Source organism: Nocardia asteroides, assembly GCF_021183625.1.
In the GTDB taxonomy this organism is placed as follows: domain Bacteria; phylum Actinomycetota; class Actinomycetes; order Mycobacteriales; family Mycobacteriaceae; genus Nocardia; species Nocardia asteroides_A.
Genome location: NZ_CP089214.1, coordinates 480675 through 498562, shown reverse-complemented (window position 1 = coordinate 498562; position 17888 = coordinate 480675). Strand labels below are relative to the sequence as shown.

The 17888-nt window shown below is 71.8% G+C and carries 21 protein-coding genes; 4 read left to right on the top strand and 17 right to left on the bottom strand.

Translation table 11 applies throughout. The annotated features are described in order from the left end of the window. Positions 1-2 precede the first annotated feature (2 nt). The 6 genes from LTT61_RS02555 to LTT61_RS02530 form a co-directional block, all read right to left on the bottom strand. Entirely contained in the window at positions 3-1268 is a 1266-nt protein-coding gene (locus LTT61_RS02555; protein ID WP_233018299.1) for a WXG100 family type VII secretion target, read from the bottom strand. Between the two features lies 1 nt (position 1269). Continuing rightward, complete coding sequence (locus tag LTT61_RS02550) at positions 1270-1566, bottom strand: WXG100 family type VII secretion target (RefSeq protein WP_233018298.1); 297 nt, start codon at positions 1564-1566, stop codon at positions 1270-1272. Between the two features lie 91 nt (positions 1567-1657). Further along, positions 1658-3205 carry a hypothetical protein gene (locus LTT61_RS02545; protein ID WP_233018297.1) on the bottom strand — a complete coding sequence of 516 codons (1548 nt, stop codon included), beginning with the start codon at positions 3203-3205 and terminating at the stop codon, positions 1658-1660. Positions 3206-3262: 57 nt separating this feature from the next. Then, positions 3263-4069: a hypothetical protein gene (locus LTT61_RS02540; RefSeq protein WP_233018296.1), complete on the bottom strand. Its 807-nt coding sequence runs from the start codon at positions 4067-4069 to the stop codon at positions 3263-3265. A 75-nt stretch (positions 4070-4144) separates the two neighbouring features. After that, positions 4145-4804 (bottom strand): HAD family hydrolase, encoded by a 660-nt coding sequence (locus LTT61_RS02535; RefSeq protein WP_233018295.1) that lies wholly within the window; start codon positions 4802-4804, stop codon positions 4145-4147. Positions 4805-4856: 52 nt separating this feature from the next. Then, entirely contained in the window at positions 4857-5750 is an 894-nt protein-coding gene (locus LTT61_RS02530) for an SGNH/GDSL hydrolase family protein (RefSeq protein ID WP_233018294.1), read from the bottom strand. 99 nt (positions 5751-5849) lie between these two features. Here LTT61_RS02530 and LTT61_RS02525 point away from each other — a divergent pair, with 99 nt between their 5' ends. After that, positions 5850-6461, top strand: a complete 612-nt coding sequence (locus tag LTT61_RS02525) for a hypothetical protein (RefSeq protein ID WP_233018293.1) — start codon at positions 5850-5852, stop codon at positions 6459-6461. Between the two features lie 43 nt (positions 6462-6504). Here the strand turns inward: LTT61_RS02525 and LTT61_RS02520 are convergent, their stop codons facing one another. The 4 genes from LTT61_RS02520 to LTT61_RS02505 form a co-directional block, all read right to left on the bottom strand. Beyond that, positions 6505-8118, bottom strand: a complete 1614-nt coding sequence (locus LTT61_RS02520) for an MDR family MFS transporter (protein ID WP_233021307.1) — start codon at positions 8116-8118, stop codon at positions 6505-6507. Positions 8119-8178: 60 nt separating this feature from the next. After that, complete coding sequence (locus tag LTT61_RS02515) at positions 8179-8652, bottom strand: MarR family winged helix-turn-helix transcriptional regulator (RefSeq protein WP_233018292.1); 474 nt, start codon at positions 8650-8652, stop codon at positions 8179-8181. Positions 8653-8769: 117 nt separating this feature from the next. Continuing rightward, a complete protein-coding gene (locus LTT61_RS02510; protein ID WP_233018291.1) occupies positions 8770-9405 on the bottom strand; it encodes a pentapeptide repeat-containing protein in 636 nt (211 codons plus the stop codon). Positions 9406-9441: 36 nt separating this feature from the next. Beyond that, complete coding sequence (locus LTT61_RS02505) at positions 9442-9885, bottom strand: DUF1772 domain-containing protein (RefSeq protein ID WP_233018290.1); 444 nt, start codon at positions 9883-9885, stop codon at positions 9442-9444. 88 nt (positions 9886-9973) lie between these two features. On the opposite strand from LTT61_RS02505, the gene LTT61_RS02500 reads away from it, so the two are divergent. Then, positions 9974-10552, top strand: a complete 579-nt coding sequence (locus LTT61_RS02500; RefSeq protein ID WP_233018289.1) for a TetR/AcrR family transcriptional regulator — start codon at positions 9974-9976, stop codon at positions 10550-10552. A 31-nt stretch (positions 10553-10583) separates the two neighbouring features. On the opposite strand, the gene LTT61_RS02495 is transcribed toward LTT61_RS02500, so the two are convergent. The 6 genes from LTT61_RS02495 to LTT61_RS32875 form a co-directional block, all read right to left on the bottom strand. Continuing rightward, positions 10584-11363: an ABC transporter permease gene (locus LTT61_RS02495; RefSeq protein WP_420094731.1), complete on the bottom strand. Its 780-nt coding sequence runs from the start codon at positions 11361-11363 to the stop codon at positions 10584-10586. After that, on the bottom strand, positions 11360-12487 hold the full coding sequence (locus LTT61_RS02490) for an ABC transporter substrate-binding protein (RefSeq protein WP_332909222.1): 1128 nt from the start codon (positions 12485-12487) through the stop codon (positions 11360-11362). Before LTT61_RS02490 ends, LTT61_RS02495 begins: the two co-directional genes overlap by 4 nt. Next, complete coding sequence (locus LTT61_RS02485) at positions 12484-13200, bottom strand: ABC transporter ATP-binding protein (RefSeq protein ID WP_233018288.1); 717 nt, start codon at positions 13198-13200, stop codon at positions 12484-12486. Before LTT61_RS02485 ends, LTT61_RS02490 begins: the two co-directional genes overlap by 4 nt. Beyond that, positions 13176-14192, bottom strand: a complete 1017-nt coding sequence (locus LTT61_RS02480) for an acyl-CoA dehydrogenase family protein (RefSeq protein ID WP_233018287.1) — start codon at positions 14190-14192, stop codon at positions 13176-13178. The genes LTT61_RS02485 and LTT61_RS02480 overlap by 25 nt, the downstream gene beginning before the upstream one ends. After that, the gene (locus tag LTT61_RS02475) at positions 14189-14704 is read right to left on the bottom strand and encodes a DUF4242 domain-containing protein (RefSeq protein WP_233018286.1); all 516 of its coding nucleotides are present in this window, start codon (positions 14702-14704) and stop codon (positions 14189-14191) included. The genes LTT61_RS02480 and LTT61_RS02475 overlap by 4 nt, the downstream gene beginning before the upstream one ends. 62 nt (positions 14705-14766) lie before the next feature. Next, complete coding sequence (locus tag LTT61_RS32875) at positions 14767-14847, bottom strand: putative leader peptide (protein WP_378648168.1); 81 nt, start codon at positions 14845-14847, stop codon at positions 14767-14769. 50 nt (positions 14848-14897) lie between these two features. Between LTT61_RS32875 and LTT61_RS02470 the strand changes: the two genes are divergently transcribed. Both LTT61_RS02470 and LTT61_RS02465 read left to right on the top strand, forming a co-directional pair. Further along, entirely contained in the window at positions 14898-15497 is a 600-nt protein-coding gene (locus LTT61_RS02470; RefSeq protein WP_420094730.1) for a TetR/AcrR family transcriptional regulator, read from the top strand. A gap of 147 nt (positions 15498-15644) precedes the next feature. Then, positions 15645-16616: an oxidoreductase gene (locus LTT61_RS02465; protein WP_233018284.1), complete on the top strand. Its 972-nt coding sequence runs from the start codon at positions 15645-15647 to the stop codon at positions 16614-16616. A gap of 19 nt (positions 16617-16635) precedes the next feature. Here the strand turns inward: LTT61_RS02465 and LTT61_RS02460 are convergent, their stop codons facing one another. Next, a complete protein-coding gene (locus LTT61_RS02460) occupies positions 16636-17886 on the bottom strand; it encodes a glycosyltransferase (RefSeq protein WP_233018283.1) in 1251 nt (416 codons plus the stop codon). Positions 17887-17888: the final 2 nt, after the last annotated feature.

Below are 17888 nucleotides of genomic sequence, written 5' to 3'. Positions count from 1 at the left end.
TGTCATTCGGGGTACATCGTGACGATGCCGCCCCAGCGGTCCTGGACAACGACATATTTGGTCGTCGGCGCGCCGTGATGGTCGACGGATCGGTACCCGATGTACCGGCCGGCGTCCACATGTCGCTCATAGCGGCCTGTCTCGGTGGGGCCGATCGGGGGCACGTTTCGCGCCGCTTCGACGAGTTGACAGGGATCCTCTCCGGAATCGAACGTGCTCTTGTCGCTCTTGTTCTCGAGGCCACCCGGAAAGTGCTTGCGACGAACGTATTCTTCGCTCGCGACCGTCATGACGGGAAGCGGAACATCGGAATTCGGCCCGGTTCCCCCGTCGGGTTCTCCGGGCGAGGTCAGTTCGATCGATAAATCAACGATACGCCGCAACTGCGCCATTTCTGCTTCGAGATCGGGCGTGTTTCGAAAGGGCATGCTCTGCGCGAGCACGGCGACATCGCTTGTCGTGACCGTGTCGTAGACCGGCTCTTGAAGGTCTGGGTCGTAGAGCGTCGTCGTGCTGTGAACGTGGATCCCGGCAGCGTGAACCATCACGGTGACGCCGGGTCTCGACGCAGTCAGGCGCACCTCTATATTCGTTCGCATCCGGCGAAGAGCGGTGTGCATCGCACGCACCGCACCCGCGACCGCGTCCGCCGCTGAGGCAAGGGCTTCGGCAGCCCGGCGCAACACGTCGAGCCATTCCCGAATGGCGTCGCTGTCACCTGCTCCGATGCCGTCGAAGTTGTATCCGATCTCCTTGATTCGAGCACCGGCATCACGAACTTCCGGCGCCATCGTGTAGGTCAGCCAGCCGTTGTCACCCGCTGTTGAAAGCTTGGTGGTGTCACCGTTCGGAATGGGCACCCGCGTGATCGATCCCATCGCGGTGATCGCGATGCCGTCCCCATTCGCCCCCCGGGAAGAGTGCGGCGCCGAGTAGGGATTTCCACTTGAAGCGGTAGGTATCGGGGCGGTCAGGTCGGGAAACGTCTCGTCCGCCACCGACCAGTTGTAGGCTATGGCCGCGAGGACATCGCCGTACCGATGAAGCGCGTCCGAGAGCAGCGTGGCGGTGGCGAATACCGCACCGGCTACGTTGTCGTAGCCGGCTGTCCAGTCACGGGTGAGGGAATGATCTCCCATGAAGCCGTCGCAGTCGCCGAGTAGGTGACTGTGTAATCTTCCGACAGCGTCCAGGACTTCGTCGGCCAGGCGATGGCATTGTTGCGCGGCGCGCTCGTAGTCGGATGGATCGAGCTCCCAGCCAGCCACCTCAGCCCTTCTGGATCATCCGATTGTTGGCCTGGTGAGCGGCGAGGTAGCGCTGTCCCGCTTGCTCGATCAGTGCTGACTGCGCGCGCAGCGACGTGGCCAATTCGCGGGCGCCGGGCGACCATGCCGTGTGAGACGCCGCGAAGGCCGTCGCGGCGAGGCCGGACCAACCGGCACCGAGTTCGGTGACCCGGTTGTCCAGCTCATCGAGCTGGCTGTCGAGGAAGGCGGCCAGAGCATGCAACCGAATTGCCGCTTGTTCCAGCTGTTCCACATCGACCGTGAATCGATTGCTCACCACGCTGCCCCCTGACCTTCTGTCTGCGATCCTAGCGACGCGGGTACTCGACGCGAATGGTCAGCGCGGTTCGCCCCGGTTCGGAGAGCGCTCAATCCTCGCGCAGGATTGGGCGCCCCTCGCGCAACCACTTCGCCGCGGTGCGCTCGTCGAGGAATCCGTCCTCGAGGACCTCGGGGACGAAGACCTCGTCGGCCCGCTCCGGGGGGAAACTCGCCTCTCCGTAGACGTCACCGATGAGGAACGCGTCGAACTCGGCGTCGGGGCGCGGGAAGTAGAGCGAGTAGGAGAGCACCTGCGCGTCGATCTCCCCGGCTCGCAGGGTGCCGCCGTCGTCGCCGTGGTCGCACAGCACCACGGTGGCGACCTGGAGGGTTCCGCCGATGGCGGCGGCGATGCCGTAGCGGAACATCGCCGCGCGCGCCCACACGTCACCGCCGACGACGAGCAGGCTGCCGTAGCCCTCGCCGCCCGCGGTGGCGTCGAGCGTGCCGTCGACGGTGAGGTCGCCGCGAATCGCGACCGCGTAGTCGGTGTCGCTGCCGAGCAGCGCGGTCGCATCCGCGACGTGGACGTCGCCGTCGTAGAACCGGACCTCGTCGAGTGCGCAGTCGGGCCAGGACACCCCGGGGAGGAGCCGGGTGGCCTCCGCGAGCGGGAGCACGGTGTAGTCGCCGGCACCGAGCGCCGCGTCCGACGGCACGGCGACGGTGCGGCTGCGCGGCGGGCCGAAGTCCTGGCGGGGCGGGTGGTAGACGGTGTCGGGCACGGTGCTGCCGTCGTGGTAGAGCGCACCGCGGAACTCGAAGGGCGGGCCCTGCTGGGTCCAGCCGGTGAACAGGTGGCCGTCGCCCCATTCGACGACACCGCTGAGGCGGTACGGCGGGGTCGCGGGCGGCGCGGCCCGGAAACCGGTGTCGTCGAGCAGGCCGACGAAGCCGTCCGCGCCGACGACGAGGAAGCGGTCACGGGGCGCGTCGTAGTGCACGTGCTCCAGGTCGAGCGATGGCGCTTCCCGGCACGGCAGGAAGGAGCCACCGGGCGCCGACCGGAACACCTGCCCCTTGTCGCCGACGACCACGGCGCGGCCGTCGGGGGCGAAGGCGACGCCGCACAGCGGGGCGTTCCCGCGGAACGACTCGCGCACGGAGCCGTCGGGGGAGCGGACGATCACTGCGTCTCCCGCCACGAAAACCGTCGCGCCGCCGGGGGCCGCGGCCACGGCCACGACGCTGTCACCGGTGAACGGCGGTTCGACGCGCAGTTCCCCGGTCTCCGGGTCGAGCACTGCCACGAACCCGGCGTCACCGGTCACCCGGATCGCCCCGCCGACCGCCGCCAGCGCGTACAGGCACCCTCCGGTATCGGTCGGGACGATCCGCTCGTCGTCCGCGTCGATGATCGCGAGAAAGCCGTGCTCACCGGCGACGACCGCCGTGGTGTCGCTCAGTGGCAGGATCGCGCGCAGGCCGTTCGCGTCGAGCCGCCGCGACCGCCACCCCGCGCCGTCGAGCCGCAGCACGGCGCTGTCCCCGCGCCCGCCGCCTGCCACCCACAGCGTCTCCCCGAAGCGGGCGGGCACGAGCGGCCCCGGTATTTTCCCGAGCAGTGGATGACCGTCGACCATGAACGCGCGCACGGGGTTTGAACCTACGGCACCCTCCGTCCGGGCCGGATCGAGGGTGCGCGCCCCGCGTCACTCCGGCAGCGCCGATGCGCGCGCGGCCGCGACCACGACCGGCCACCGGTGCGCGGGAACGGGTTCGAGGAGATCGTTGCCGTCGTCCAGGCGGACGGCATCGATCGGCAGCCGGTGCAGTGCGCCGCGCGGCAGCACGAGCAGGTCGTCGTCGTGCAGCATCAACCGGGTCGACGGCGGCAGCAGGCAGGCGCGGTCCGGCAGGAGCGCGACGAACGTGTTCCGCTCGCCGTCCTTCGTCGCCCGGAAGACGGTGGCGATCTCGTAGCGGGGATCCGGCCACAGGACTCGGCGCATCGTCTCGAGGAGGCGGTGCGCGCGGTCGTCGTCGTGCTCGAGGCCGGGCAGGGTGTGCGGGCCGAGCTGGACGTCGCGGGTCGGCCCGGGGAGGGACAGCACGCCGTCGTCGCGCCGGGACATGCGGGCGAGCAGAGTCACCGCGCGGCCGAGGCCGTCGAGCGCCCACGCCTCGTCGAAGACCTCGCTCAGGCGGTCCGGTGCCATCGGGCCGTACTCGGTGTCGACGTCGGTCCCGGCGTGCTCGGCCGCGGCGCGCACGATGCGCAGCGCCAGCTCCACATCCTCCGGGGCGGCGGCCAGCGGCACCGTCACGTCGAGGGTGCCGTCGGACCAGTCGACCGTCAGCGAGCGCGTGGAGACCCCGTCCCGGTGCGGGAACCAGTGGCCGGGCTCGGTCACCGGATCGCACGGCGCATCGCCCCGCCACCGGAGATCGGCCAGTGGCGGCGTGAGAATCGCCGCGGGGAACGGGGATTCGAGGGGGACGGTGAAGTCGGTGCTCACGCTCCGAGCATGACGGGTGACCCGATGCGGGCGCATTCGCTTTTCCCCGCGCCCGCCGACCGATCCCCGGACGGGTCAGAGCAGTGTGCCGATGGGGCTCCGGTCGACCTCGCGCAGCAGCTCCGCGACGTCGTCGCAGACGAACTCCGCACCCGACGAGGTCAGCTCGTCGCGGGAGATACCTCCGCTCAGTACGCCGACGGCGCGCACCCCGACCTCGGTCGCGGCTTTCGCGTCCCACACCGTGTCCCCGACGAAGACCGCCCGGTCGGCGGGGACGCCCGCGCGGTCGAGGGCGACGCGGACGATGGCCGGGTCCGGCTTGGCCGTTCCCACGTCGTCGGCGTCGGTGACGGCGTGCAGGATCGAGTCGCTGTCGAGCAGTTCGCGCAGGCGGGCGAGTTCGTCGGGCGGGGCGGAGGTGGCGAGGACGATGCGCAGGCCGCGGTCGTGCAGCGCGTGCAGGATTTCGCGGGCGCCGGGGAGCAGGGTGAGCTCCCCGGCGGACTCCAGGTAGTACCGGGAGTGCAGTTCGTCGGCGCGGTCGGCGTCGGCATCGGGGGCGAGCGTCTCGATCAGGGTGTCGCCGTCCATGCCGATCGCGCGGTGGATGCACCAGTTCGGCACCACCGCCCCCGCCTCGCGGAAGGCGCGGTGCCAGGCGCGGGTGTGCTGGTAGTTGGAGTCGACGAGGGTTCCGTCGATGTCGAACAGCACGGCGGCGGGGTCGGGCACGGGCTCTCCTCGGGTCGGGTGCTGCCCGGCTACCCGACCTGCCGCGCGGGAATCAGCCGCCGAGGGTCGCGAGCACCGTGCTCGCCTGGTGATCGACGCCGAGCTGGTTGGGGTGGAAGGGGAGCGCGGGGCCGGGCGGGTCGGCGGTGACCGGGATCAGCCCCTCGACCCAGCGGACGCCGGGCGCGCGGCAGGCGTCGTGCCCGACGCTGCCCGCGTAGGTGTTCGCGAACTCCACCCCGGTCTGCCTGGCGACGGCGGCGAGCATGGTGTTCAGCTGGGCGAGCTTCTCGGCGAGCCAGTTCACGTCGGTCGGCGAGATCGGGATGATCGGGTAGCACGGGTCGCCGACGGCGACGCCGTCCAGGTAGTTCAGCATGACGATCCTGGCTTTCGGCGAGCGTTCGGCGATGCCCCTGATGGTGGCGGCGATCTTCGGCTCGGCGGCCTCGATCCGCTGCGTCATCTGGTCGACGCCGTTCACCACGAACCGGGACACGCACGGCGAGACGTCCGGGTTCGGGGTGATGCAGGTGCGCACCGTCGCCGCGAGCCCGACGTCGTTGCCGCCGATCAGGATCGTCACCAGGTCGGTGTCCGGGGTGAGCCGGTCGAACTGCGGTTCGTTGTACGACGGGTACTGGTCCTTGCCGAGTGGCTGGTCGACCGTCATGTCCTCGGTGGTGGCGCCGGCGCAGGCCGCGTCCCGGAAAGTGGGGACGTTCAGCGCCTCGGCCACCTGCCTGGCGAAGTTCTGCGTGCGCTGCAGGCAGCCGAGCGGCACGAACTCGGCGTTGAGCAGCGCGGGGTTCAGGGTCGCGCCCGCCGACCAGGAGTCACCGAGTGAGACGTACTCCTGATATCCCGGCGGTTGTGCGGTGACGAGCGGCGCCGTGGCGCAGGTCAGCAAAGTTCCGGCAAAGGCAGCGAGAGTGCTCCGCCACATGGGTACCTCCGGGTCTCGGTCCGGGTGAGACTGGCAGATGACAGCGTGCCAGCAGATCCTCCGCAACGGGTGAGATTGTCCGTTTCGCTAGGGTGTGGCGTGATCTCCGCGCTCCTGCTCCTCACCGCACTCGTCCAGCTCGCCTGCGTGGTCCTGCTCTGGACCCGCACCACCCGGCCCGCCCGCGTCTGGCTGCTCGGGGTCGTCGGGCTCGGCGTCGCCTACGATTCGGCGATCATCGGGCTGGGAGCGGTGATCGGTGCGGGCGCGCTGCTGGAGACGATCAGCCTCGGCCGCTTCATCGGCCACGCGCTGCTCACCCCGGTGCTGGTGCTGTGGGCGGCCGACCGGGTGGCCGCGGGGCAGCGGCTGCGCGTGTCGGCGGTCGCGCTCACCGTGATCCTGATCGCGTGGGGCGTGTTCGAGCTGCCGCACCTGGAGCTGATCCCGAAGGAGTACGCCGACACCCTGCGCTACGCCTCGGCCGAGCCCGCGCCGCCGATCGTCCCGCTGGTCGTGACCGTGGTCCTGCTGGCCGCGAGCGTCTGGCTGCTGCGCCGCGAGTCGCGGTGGCAGCCGCTGGTGGGGACGGTGCTGCTGGTGCTCGCCTCCGGCGCGGCGGTGGCGGTGCCGCCGCTCGGCAATATCGGCGAGGCCGCCATGCTGGTCGGGCTCACCGCGGCCGAGCTGCCGCGCCGGTCGCGGAGATGAGAAACGGGCCCCGGATCGCTCCGGGGCCCGCTGCTCGGGGGAGTCAGTGCTGCAGCACGCGCTCCTTGTTGGTGTCGTCGACGGTGGTGTCGTCGGTGGTGTCGTCGACGGTGTTGCCGGTCCGCGGCGTCGTCCCCGGCTGCATGGGGTCGAGCGCCGGGTCGATGTCGATCGTGGTGCGCAGCGGCTTGTTCGGCAGCAGCGCGGCAGCGATCAGCGCGATGACGCAGGCCGCGGCGGCGACCAGGAAGATGCGCCCGGTGGCGTCGCCGTAGGCGCCGCGGACGATCTCCAGGACCGGGGCGGGCAGCGACTTCAGGTCGAGGGTGCCGCCGCCGGAGCTGCCGGCCGGGATGCCGAGCTCGGCGAAGCCCGCCGCGGAGAGTTCACCCACCCGGGAGGCCAGGATCGAGCCGAGCACCGAGACCCCGATCGCGCCGCCGAAGGTGCGGAAGAACGCGACGCTGCTGGAGGCGGCGCCGATGTTCTGCACGCTCACCGTGTTCTGCACGGCCAGCACCAGGTTCTGCATCATCATGCCGACGCCGAGCCCGACCACGGTGATGTAGCCGCCGACCAGCCACAGGTTGGTGGCGTGGTCGATCGTGGCGAGCAGCCCGAAGCCGATCACCAGCAGCACGCCGCCGAAGACCACGAAGCGCTTCCACTTGCCGAACCGGGTGATCAGCTGACCCGAGGTCACCGAGGCGATCAGCATGCCCGCCACCAGCGGGATGGTCAGGACGCCTGCCGCGGTGGGGGAGTAGCCCCGCGCGGTTTGGAAGTACTGGCCGAGGAAGGTGGTCGCGCCGAACATGCCGACGCCGACCGCGATGGAGGCGATGATCGCCAGGCCGGTGGTCTTCTCCAGCACGATCGGCAGCGGAATGATCGGCGACTTCGCCCGCCGCTCGACCCACACGGTGGCCGCCAGCAGCAGCACGCCCGCGCCGACGTAGAGCGCCGACTCCCGGGAGAACCAGTCGTAGTAGCCGGCCTTGCCCGCGAAGGACACCCAGATCAGCAGCACCGAGACGCCCGCGGTGAGCAGCGTCGCGCCGAGCCAGTCGATGGAGCCGCCGGTCTTGCGCTCGGTGGGCAGCCGCAGCGTGCGCTGCAACAGGAAGAGAGCGATCACGGCCAGCGGCACGCAGACGAAGAAGCACCAGCGCCAGCCCAGCGGGCTGTCCACGATCACGCCGCCCAGGATCGGGCCGCCGGACATCGAGACCGCCATGACGGCGCCCATGTAGCCGGAGTACCTGCCGCGCTCACGGGGTGAGACGATCGAGCCGATGATGGCGACGACCAGCGCCGTCAGCCCGCCCATGCCGACGCCCTGGATGACCCGGGCGACCAGCAGCAGCGGCACGGTGTGCGCGAAGCCGGCGATCACCGAGCCGATCACGAAGATCACGATGGCGGACTGCACGAGCAGTTTCTTGTTGAACAGGTCGGCGAGCTTGCCCCAGATCGGGGTGGTCGCCGCGTTGGCGAGCAGCGCCGTGGTGATGACCCAGGCGTAGGCCGTCTGCGAACCCTTCAGATCGCCGATGATGGTCGGCAACGCGGTCGCGACGATGGTGGTGCTCAGCAGCGCTGTGAACAGCGCGGCCAGCAGACCGGTCATCGCTTCCAGGATCTCGCGGTGACTCATGGCGGCCGGATCTCGGTCTTTCACCGCCTCGGCTGTGGTGGACATCGAATACCTGACTTTCTATCGAACCGGCTGGTGCTCGCCCGCGCCGGTGCGGAGAGCGTGTTCGGTGAGCTTTTCCCGGAGGGTGCGGATGGTGCTGCGCGCGCGTTCGGCGTCGTCGTCGCCCCAGTCGTCGAGCAGGGCGGCCATGACCTCGGCGCGTTTGACCCGGATCCGGCGCAGCAGTGCGCGGCCCCGGTCGGTGATGTGCAGGACTGTGGCCCTGCCGTCGGTCGGATCGGGGTGCCTGCTCAGCAGGTCATCGGCGACCAGTTCGGCGACGTGGCGGCTCAGTGCCGACGGGCTGAGGCACATCGATACCGCCAGATCACCCTGCCTGCACGGGCCGTGCTCCTCCAGGGTGACCAGCACCCCGAGGCCGCCGGCGAGCAGCCGCTCGTCCTCGTTCCTGGCGATCGACATCTTGATCGCCCGGCCCATGAGGTAGAGCTCGTCGATCAGGCTCTGGGCCGTCGTGCTCGACACCGCCATCTCCACCACTCCCGGAACAGACTATTTGCTTGCTTGCGTTAAGCAACTATACGACGGTTGTTTGACACAAGCAACTAGTTTGCGGGGGTGCGGTGGGTCACGCCCGAGATGTCCGAATCAGTCCCTGACCAGCAGTCCGATCGATGCGGCGAGCAGGGGAGCGAGCTCGAACATCTGGGTTCGCGAGATGATCGCGCCGCGCAGCGCGGGCACGCCCTCGGTGACCGTGATGCTCGCCGCCTCGCGGAGATCGACCTTCTCCAGCGTGGTGTCGCGGAGCGCGAACTGCACCCGGCTGCCCGGGAAGGTGACGCCGGTGAGCTTGGCGCCGCCGAGGTCGACGTCGCGCAGGACGCAGTCGCGGAACGTCACCTCGCGCAGCTGGGCGCCGCGCAGGTTCGCGCCGTCCAGCTTGCAGCCCTCGAAGGTGACCCGGCGCAGCCGCGCGCCGATCAGCTCCGCGCCCGCCAGGGTCGAGTCGACGAGTTCGACGTCCTGCCAGGACGTTTCGGTCAGGGAGGTGCCGGTGAGGTCGGCGTTGCGGAGCCAGGAGTCGGCGAATCTGGTCGCGGTGAAGTCGGTGCCGGTCAGGCGGGCCGTACGGAAGGCGCACTGGGTGAAGCGGGCGTTGCGCACGGTCAGGTGCCGATGGTCCCCCTCGACGAGGGTGCGGTCGTGGTCGCCCTCGTCGTCCAGGGGGTCGTCCAGGGGGTGGAGGTGGGCTGCGAAGGGGAGGTCGTCGAGTTCGCGCACGTCGTGCACCCTAGTTGGCCGTGCCGACAGCGACGTTCACCGCGCGGCGGTCAGTAGGACGAAGGCGGCGACGATGATCGCGACGCGGACGTAGTGGTAGCGGTCCCAGCGGTTGGACTGCTCCTTCCAGTCCGCGGGGCGGCTCTCGGCGGTCCACGTCTTGGCCCGGTTGTTGATCGGGACGAGCAGGAGCAGCGACATCACCACGCTCACGATCAGCAGTGCGGTGGCGGTGACGACGAGGCCGGTGCCGGGGTCGTGCCAGGCGGTGGCGGCCCAGACGGCGCTGAGGGCGACGGAGCCGAGGTACCAGAACGGCATGAGGGCGCCGAGCATGCGGCCGCCGTGGGCGCGGCCGAGCTGGCCCGCGTCGCCGGGGAGGCCGTCGAGGATCCGGTTGATCACGAAGGCGACGGAGAGTTCGACTCCCACCATCAGGCCGACGATGACGATGGTGCCGATTGCGAGTGCGTTGTTCATGGCCACCTTCTCGATCTAGTGCTGCTAGTTATTGGATCAACACTAGAACTATCGGCGACCCGTTGTCTAGCGGTGCTAGGATTCAGCTATGTCGGTACAGGAACGGAAGCAGCGCGAGCGGGCGGAGCGGGAGCGCCTGATCGTGGCGACCGCCCGCGAGCTCGCCGCGCGGGACGGCTGGGACGCGGTCACCACCCGGCGGCTCGCCGAGCGCATCGAGTACAGCCAGCCGGTGCTCTACAGCCACTTCCGGGGCAAGCGCGAGATCATCGGCGCCGTCGCCCTCGAGGGTGCCGCCGAACTGGCCGCGGCGGTGCGGGCCGCGGCAGGCGCGGCTGACGGGCCACGCGCCCGGGTCACCGCCCTCGCCGACGCCTACCTCGACTTCGCCGCGCGCAACCCCTCGGTCTACGACGCCATGTTCCAGCTCGACGGCGGCCTGGCCTTCGCGAGCGAGGACACCCCGGAGCCGCTGAAGGATGCCTTCGCGGCCCTGCTCGAAAACCTCGCCGACGCCGCCGGGGACGGCGTCGACCCCGGGCTGTTCACCGAGGTCGTCTGGTCGGCCCTGCACGGGCTCGCCACGCTCACCCGCGCGGGCCGGTTGCCGCCGGGTGATTCCGCGCGGCGGGTCGAGCTACTGGTCGATCGGCTCGCGGCGGGCTGATATCCGGCGGAGCGCTCACCCCCGGTAACCCTCAGCGCCGGTCGAGCACCGCCCGCGCGGCGGAATCGAGGACGAAGCCGAGCGCGCCGATGACGACGATCACCGCCATGACCTGGTCGTAGGCCAGCTGATCCCGCGCGTTCAGGATCTGGTAGCCCAAACCCGAACGCACGCCGAGCATCTCGGCGGGCACCAGCACCACCCACGCGATCCCGAGCGCGATCCGCAACCCCGCCTGCACGTGCCCGCGAATGGCGGGCAGCACCACGGCGAAGAGCCGCTCGCGGCGGGTGGCGCCGAAGGAGCGGGCGACCAGCAGCAAACCGGGGTCGATGGCGCGGACACCGGCGCTGGTGTTCAGGACGATCGGCCAGACCGCCGCGGCGGCGACCAGGAACACCACCGGCTGGTTGCCGATGCCGAACACCGCGACGGCGATCGGCGCCCAGGAGAGCGGCGAGATCATCCGCAGGAACTGCACGACCGGCGCGACGGCGTGCTCGGTCGCGGCGTGCAGCCCGAGCAGCAAGCCGAGCGGAACGCCGACGGTCACGGCGATCAGCAGCCCGAGCAGCAACCGCCACAGGCTGACCCCGATATCGGAGAGCAGCACCCCGCGCTCGTACAGCGCGTGCAGCGCGCCGGGCACGTGCTGCGGGGCGAATTCGCGGAGCAGCGAGTCGGAGCCGGCCAGCACGCTGGTGACCAGCCACCAGAGCGCCAGCGCGGCGGCGATGGCGGCGACGCGGGGGAGCGGGCTGCGGCGGGTGCGCGAAACCGGGTCGGTATCGGGGAGGACGGTGGCGGTCACGACGGGTCGATCTCCTCGATGCGGGTGGGGGCGGCGCCGCCGAGACTGCCGCGGACGAAGCGGTCGTCGACGAGTTCGGCGTGCACCCGGGCGGGGTCGAGCCGGGTGAGGAACCTGGTGTCGCCGTCGACGACGGTCGCGGGCATGGCCTCGATCAGGGCCCTGGTGAAGCTCGGGTAGGGGTACGCCTGGAAGCCGATGCGCTGCGGGCTCCACTCCGGGTGCCGGACCGGGGGTGGTTTCGGGTAGGTGAGCGCGGTGGTGATGGCGGGCAGCGGCTGCGGAAGGTAGCCGCCGGCCAGCATCGCCGCGGTGGCGGGGCGGTCGGCGTCGATGCGGCGCTGGGCTGCCACCACGCCGTCGGTGAGCGCCTGCGCGACCTCGGGGCGCCGGTCGAGCAGGTCCTGGTGCACCACGAGGGCGCAGCAGGCGTGGTCGCGCCACAGGTCGCCGAGGTAGCGGTGGATCCGGCCGATGCCGCGGACCTGGGCGGCGGCGTTGAACGGGTCGGCGACGGTGAAGCCGGCGATCGAGCCGTTGGCCAGCGCGGGGACCATGTCCGATGGGCTCATGACCACGAGTTCGACGGTGCGGTCGGCGCGCGCGGCGGAGCGCCGGATCACCGGGCGCAGCCCGTGCGCGCGCAGGTACTGCTGGATCAGGATGTTGTGGATCGACCACCAGAACGGGATCGCCACCTGGGTGCCCGCCAGCTGCTCCGGCTCGGTGATGTGCGGGGCGACGGTGAGCGCGGAGCCGTTGGTGTGGTTCCAGCCGAGCACCCGGACATCCGCGCCGAGCCCGTACCTGAGCTGTACGGCGAGCGGCATGAGCAGGTGCACGACGTCCACCTGGCGGGTCAGGAAAGCCTCGGCGAGCGAGGCCCAGCTGCGGAAGAGCACCGGCTTGGCGCTGTCCACCGTGCCCGCGGCGACGGTGTTCGCGCCGTGCGCGACCAGCAGCGGCGCGGCATCGGTGATCGGCAGGTAGCCGATGCGCAGCGTGCCGCCGGTGTTGCCGCGGTCGGCCCCGGCGGCCCGCGCCAGATCGGCGACCCCGGCGATGCCACCGGCGGCGACCAGTCCGGCGCACCCGCACAGCAGGGCCCGGCGGGAGAGGCTCACGCGGGCACCACCGTCTCGCGGTAGCCGGCCACGATGCGCTCGCGCACCGCCACCGGGTCGGCGCCGGTCAGCCGGACGTCCTCGCGCACGGCGGCCCCCGGGCCGATGAGCACGATCCGATCCGCGAGCCGCAGCGCCTCGTCCACGTCGTGGGTGACGAGCACGGTGGTGCAGGACAGCTCGGCGACGAGTTCGCGCAGCCAGTCCTGCAGGTCCGCGCGCACCGCCGGATCGAGCGCGCTGAACGGCTCGTCGAGCAGCAGCAGCCGGGGGCGGACGGCGGCGGCCCTGATCACCGCGATCCGCTGCGCCTGCCCGCCGGAGAGCTGGTCGGGGCGGCGTCCGGCCAGGTCGCCGAGGCCGAAGCGGGCGAGCAGGCCGAGCGCGTGGCCGGCGTCGAAGCCGTCGCGGTGCCGGGTGAAGCGGCCGCCGAAGAGGATGTTGTCGCGCACCGTCAGCCACGGCATGAGCAGCGGCTGCTGGAACACGGTGCCGGTGGCGGGCGGGGTGCCGGCGCCGTCCCAGTCGATGCTGCCCGCGTCGAGCCGGTCCAGCCCGGCCAGCACCCGGAGCAGCGTGGACTTCCCGCTGCCGCTGACGCCGAGCACGGCCAGCGTCTCCCCGGCGGGCACCGCCAGATCGAGGCCGCGCAGGACCGGGGTGCCGGCGTAGTTCTTGTGGCCGTCCGCTATTCGTACTGCGAGAGTTCCCACCGCAATTGCCCTTCCGAGGGTGACTGGATCGGCAGGAAGGCGGCCTCCCGGAACCGACGATTGGTGGCGCTGGCGGTGGCATAGCCCGCCCCGCCGCGCAGGGCGAACTCCAGCCGGGTGGCCTCGACCGCGAGCCGGGCGGCGCCGAGCCGGACCTCGAGCAGCTCGGCCGGTCCGGCCGCGCCGGGGTCGGCGGCGTGCCGGTGCAGCTGGTGGCGCAGGTCGTCGGCGCGCGCGGCGAGCGATTCGAGCTCGGTGCGGAACTCCTCGCCGAGCCCGTCCAGCCGCCCAGCCGCCTCGGCGAGCGCGGTGCGCGCGATACCGGTGCAGAAGGCGGATTGCAGCAGCAGGAAGGTCGGGCGAATGGCGCCGCAGAACCCCTTCAGGTCGGCGGTGATCCGCTGCTCGACCGCGACGTCGGTGAAGCGCAGCGAGGTCGAGGCGGTCGCGCCGAGCGCGAGCAGCTCGGGTGCGGGCGCCACCTCGACGCCGGTCGCACCGGTGCGGGTGCAGCCGACGTGCCCGCGCCCGGACTCGTCGCGGAAGGGGAAGACGATCAGCGCGTCCGGGAAGACGTTGGAGGCCCAGGCGATCGGCCCGGAGATCCGGTCGCCGTCGGCGGCCAGCGGGAGCGGGCCGAGCCCGGCCAGGTGCTTGAGCGCCGCCGCCATGGCGGTGACGCCGACCGTGTGGCCGGAGGTGAGGCCGTCGAGATGTGCTTCGCGCACGGGTTCCGGTGCGCGGGAGATGTACTCGATGCTCATCCGCTGCGCCCAGAGCGAGAAGCCGACCGCGAGGCTCTCCCCGGCGATTGCCTCGACCACGCCGATGATCGGCTCGATCCCCGGCTCGCCGAGCCCGATGCCGAGCAGCCCCAGCCGGCCCAGCTCGGCCAGGTCGGTGCGGACGTCGGTCGCGCCCCGGTCGAGCGCGGCGGCCCGCTCGCGGACGAAGGCCACCGCCTCGGCGCGGGCGTCGAGCACGGCGGTCATGTCCTGGGTTCCGTGAGCGCGTGCAGGCGGTCGATCGGGGTGCTCACGGCATCGCGGGCGCGCCGGACCGCGGCCTCGTCGGGGGCGTCGTAGAAGCAGAGGCACTTGGCCGTGTCCTCGCGGACGTAGGTGCGCAGGAAGTCGACCTCGGGGACGTTCGCGTACTTGGGCGCGTTCGCCTTCTTGCGCGCGAGGTAGGTGTCCATGTCGATCTCGGCCGGGATGTCCCACTCGACCAGGTACCCCGCCGCCGGGCGGGCCGCCTTGAGCTGCGCCAGCTCGGCGCCGACCAGCCGCACCTCGTGCGGGCCGTCGACCGCGCCGAGTGCGCCGTCCGGTTCCAGCCCGGGGGCGCGACAGGACTCGAACTCGGCGATCGCGAAGATCCGCCCGGCGCCGGTCACCTGGGCCTCGATCAGCTCGCCGCCGGCCTCGCCGATGCGCGCCGCCAGCTCGTCCACGGCCTTGGCCGGATCGATCGCGGGCGCCAGTTCGTACAGGTACAGGGACATGCGGGATCGCCTTTCGGAGAACGGATAGCGGCCCTCGAAGCAGTGCGGGGCCGGGACGCGGCTCAGCGCGAGTGACGACAGGCAGCACCGGCGACGCGCACGAGATCCACGTGCAGGCGGCGGGTGAGGGTACTGCGGGTCACGGAGCAACCATGACATAGACAGAACGATCTGTCTATTTGGCGGAGTGGCTATGGTGGACGGTGTGACCACGTCGACGGAACCCGCGGCGCAGGCAGGGCAGCCGGCCAGGCCGAGCCCGGCGCAGCGCCTGCTCGACACCGCCGGAGCCCTCTTCGCCCGCTACGGCATTCGCGCCGTCGGCATCGACCGGGTGCTGGCCGAGGCCGGGGTGGCGCGGGCCAGCCTCTACTCCAGCTATGGCTCCAAGGACGCGCTGGTGCTCGCCTACCTCGAGCACCTCGACCGCCGCGACCGGGCGCGCTGGCAGGAGGCGGTGGCCGCCGTCCCCGGCCCCGCCGATCGGGTGCTGACCTTCTTCGACCTCGCGCTGGCCTCCGCGCCGGGGAAGGGGTTCCGGGGGTGTCAGTACGCGAACGCGGCGACCGAGTTTCCCGATGAGCGGCTGGAACCGGTTGTCGCGCATCGGGTCTGGGTCCGGGAGACGCTGACCGGGCTGCTCGCCGAGGCGGGGGTGGCCGATCCGGGTGTGCTCGCGCAGCGGATCCAGCTCGTCTACGACGGCGCGCTGGCGGGGTCGAAGCTGGAGCACTCGGTGGAGCCGCTCCGGCTCGGGCGCGCGATCGCCGCGGAGCTGCTCGGCGCCGGATAGCCGCGGTGCGGGCCGGTGCCGGGCCGAGCATGAAAAGCGTTGCTGTGCAACTCGTTTAGCTACCTCAACGTTACCTCGGCGTCGATCGATGTTCACGCCGGGTCGATTGAGTCTGCGGGAGAACGCCGCACCGACGGAAGGACTCCCATGACCACCGAACCCCGGACGCCGTGGACGGAGGCGGACATCCCCGCCCAGCACGGCCGGATCGCCGTCGTCACCGGCGCCAACAGCGGGCTCGGCTTCGAGACCGCGCGGGTGCTCGCGGAGCGTGGCGCGACGGTCGCGCTGGTCTGCCGGAGCATCGGCAGGGCCGAGACGGCGGCCGAGCGCATCCGGGAGACCGCCCCGGATGCCGAGATCCGCACCGTGCGCGCGGATCTGCTGTCCCTCATGTCGGTGCGGGCGGCGGCCGAGCAGCTCCGGGCGGAGTTCGCGCGCATCGACCTCCTCGTCAACAACGCGGGCACCACCTTCGCGCGGCGCACCGAGTCGGCGGACGGCTTCGAGGCGACCATCGCCACCAACCACCTCGGGCCCTTCGCCCTGACCGGGCTGCTGCTCGACCGCATCGCCCCGCACCGGGGAGCGCGCATCGTCACCGTCGGCAGCCTCCTGCACCACCGGGCGCCGCTCGACCTCGACGACCTGCACTGCGCGAATCGGCGGTACCGGAACATGGTCGTGTACGGGCAGTCGAAGCTCGCCAACCTGATGTTCACACTCGAACTCCAGCGCAGGCTGGCGGCCGCGGGCGCACCGGCGATCGCGACGGCCGCGCACCCCGGGTCGGTGCACACGGCCTTCGGCGACAACATGGGCCCGCTGTCCAGGCAGCTCAACTCGGGAGTGCTGCGCCCCCTGGTCGGTTGGACCCAGCAGCCCGCCGCCGTCGGCGCGCTCGCGACGCTGCGCGCGGCCACCGACCCCGCCGCCGTCGGCGCCGAATACTTCGGCCCCGCCGACTGGCGGGAGATGCGGGGCAACCCGGAGCGGGCGCGGATCTCCGAGTACGCGACGGACCCCGATGCGAACGATCTGCTTTGGCGGGAGTCGGAGCGCTCGACCAGGGTGGTCTACGACTTCGGCGCGCTTGCGACAGCGGTGGGCCGAGCCTGACGGCACCGGCGAGGCGCTCTCAGCGACTGAGCTCCGACCTCGCCGCCCCGACCCCGAGCCCCTCGGCGACATCCGCGAACCGGGTGGCCCCGCTGTTCGCCCGCAGCGTCGCGGCGGCGGCGCGGGCGCCGGGCGTCAGGGCGCGGGCGCGCTCGACGGCCACGCGCAGCGAGCGGGGGTTCAGTTCCTTCGGCCGCAGCGTGACCCCGGCACCGGCCTCGCTGACGCGCCGCGCGATCTCCGGCTGATCCCGCCCGAAGGGGACGACCACCGTCGGCACGCCCGCGGCCATGGCCTTGGAGACGATCCCGAACCCGCCGTGCGTGACGACGGCGGCGCAGTGCGGCAGCACGTGCCCGTGCGGCACGAACCGCTCCACCCGGATGTTGCCCGAGCTCACCAGCGCGGCGCCCTCGTACGCCTCGGCGAGGGTGAGCAGCACCCGCACCGGGTGGTCGCGCAGCGCCTCGACCGCGATCCGGGCCAGGTCCTCGTCGCCCTGGTAGTCGGTGGAGCAGGTGACCAGGACCCAGGGGTCGCCGGGCTCGTCCAGGTAGGCGGGGCGCTCGGCGGGCAGGTCCCAGGGCTGGGCGCCGACCAGGTGGACGTGGGCGGGCAGGTCCGTGCGCGGGTACTCCAGCGGCTCGCCGGTGAGCACGATGACCGCGTCCTGGGCGGTGAACTGGTCGAGCGGGGAGCGGAACCCGGGCAGCCCGGCCTCCCGGCGCAGCTCGTTCAGCCCCGGCAGCATGGCCTTGCCGAAGATGCGCTCGACCAGCTTCCACCCCACCGCGTCGCGCACCCGGCCGAGCGGGCCGGACAGCGGCTTCAGCCCGAGGCCGTACGGCGGGACGCCGCGGCCGCGCACCGGAAGCACCGAGGGAAGCACCATGGCGGTCGGCAGCGGCGACGCCTGGGCGCGGGTCTGCGCGCCGTAGGCGATGGAATCGACCAGCAGCACGTCGGGGCGGTGCTCGGCGATGGCGGCGTCCAGGTCGGGGCCGTCGAAGCGGCCGCGGCGCAGCAGATCGACCTGGCCGCTGCGCAGCCGCTCGGTGTCGGAGGTGGCGCGGAAGTCGGTGACCTCGACCGCGGTGACGCGCGGGTCGACGGCGTCGGCGGAGAGCCCGGCGGCGCGCAGCGGGCCGACCAGGGCGGGCAGGGTGCGCACGTGCACCTCGTGGCCGCGGCGGCGCAGCTCGAGGAGGCCGGGGACCAGGGGGAGGGTGTGGCCGGTGGCCGGGGCGGTGTAGACGAGGAAGCGGGTCATCG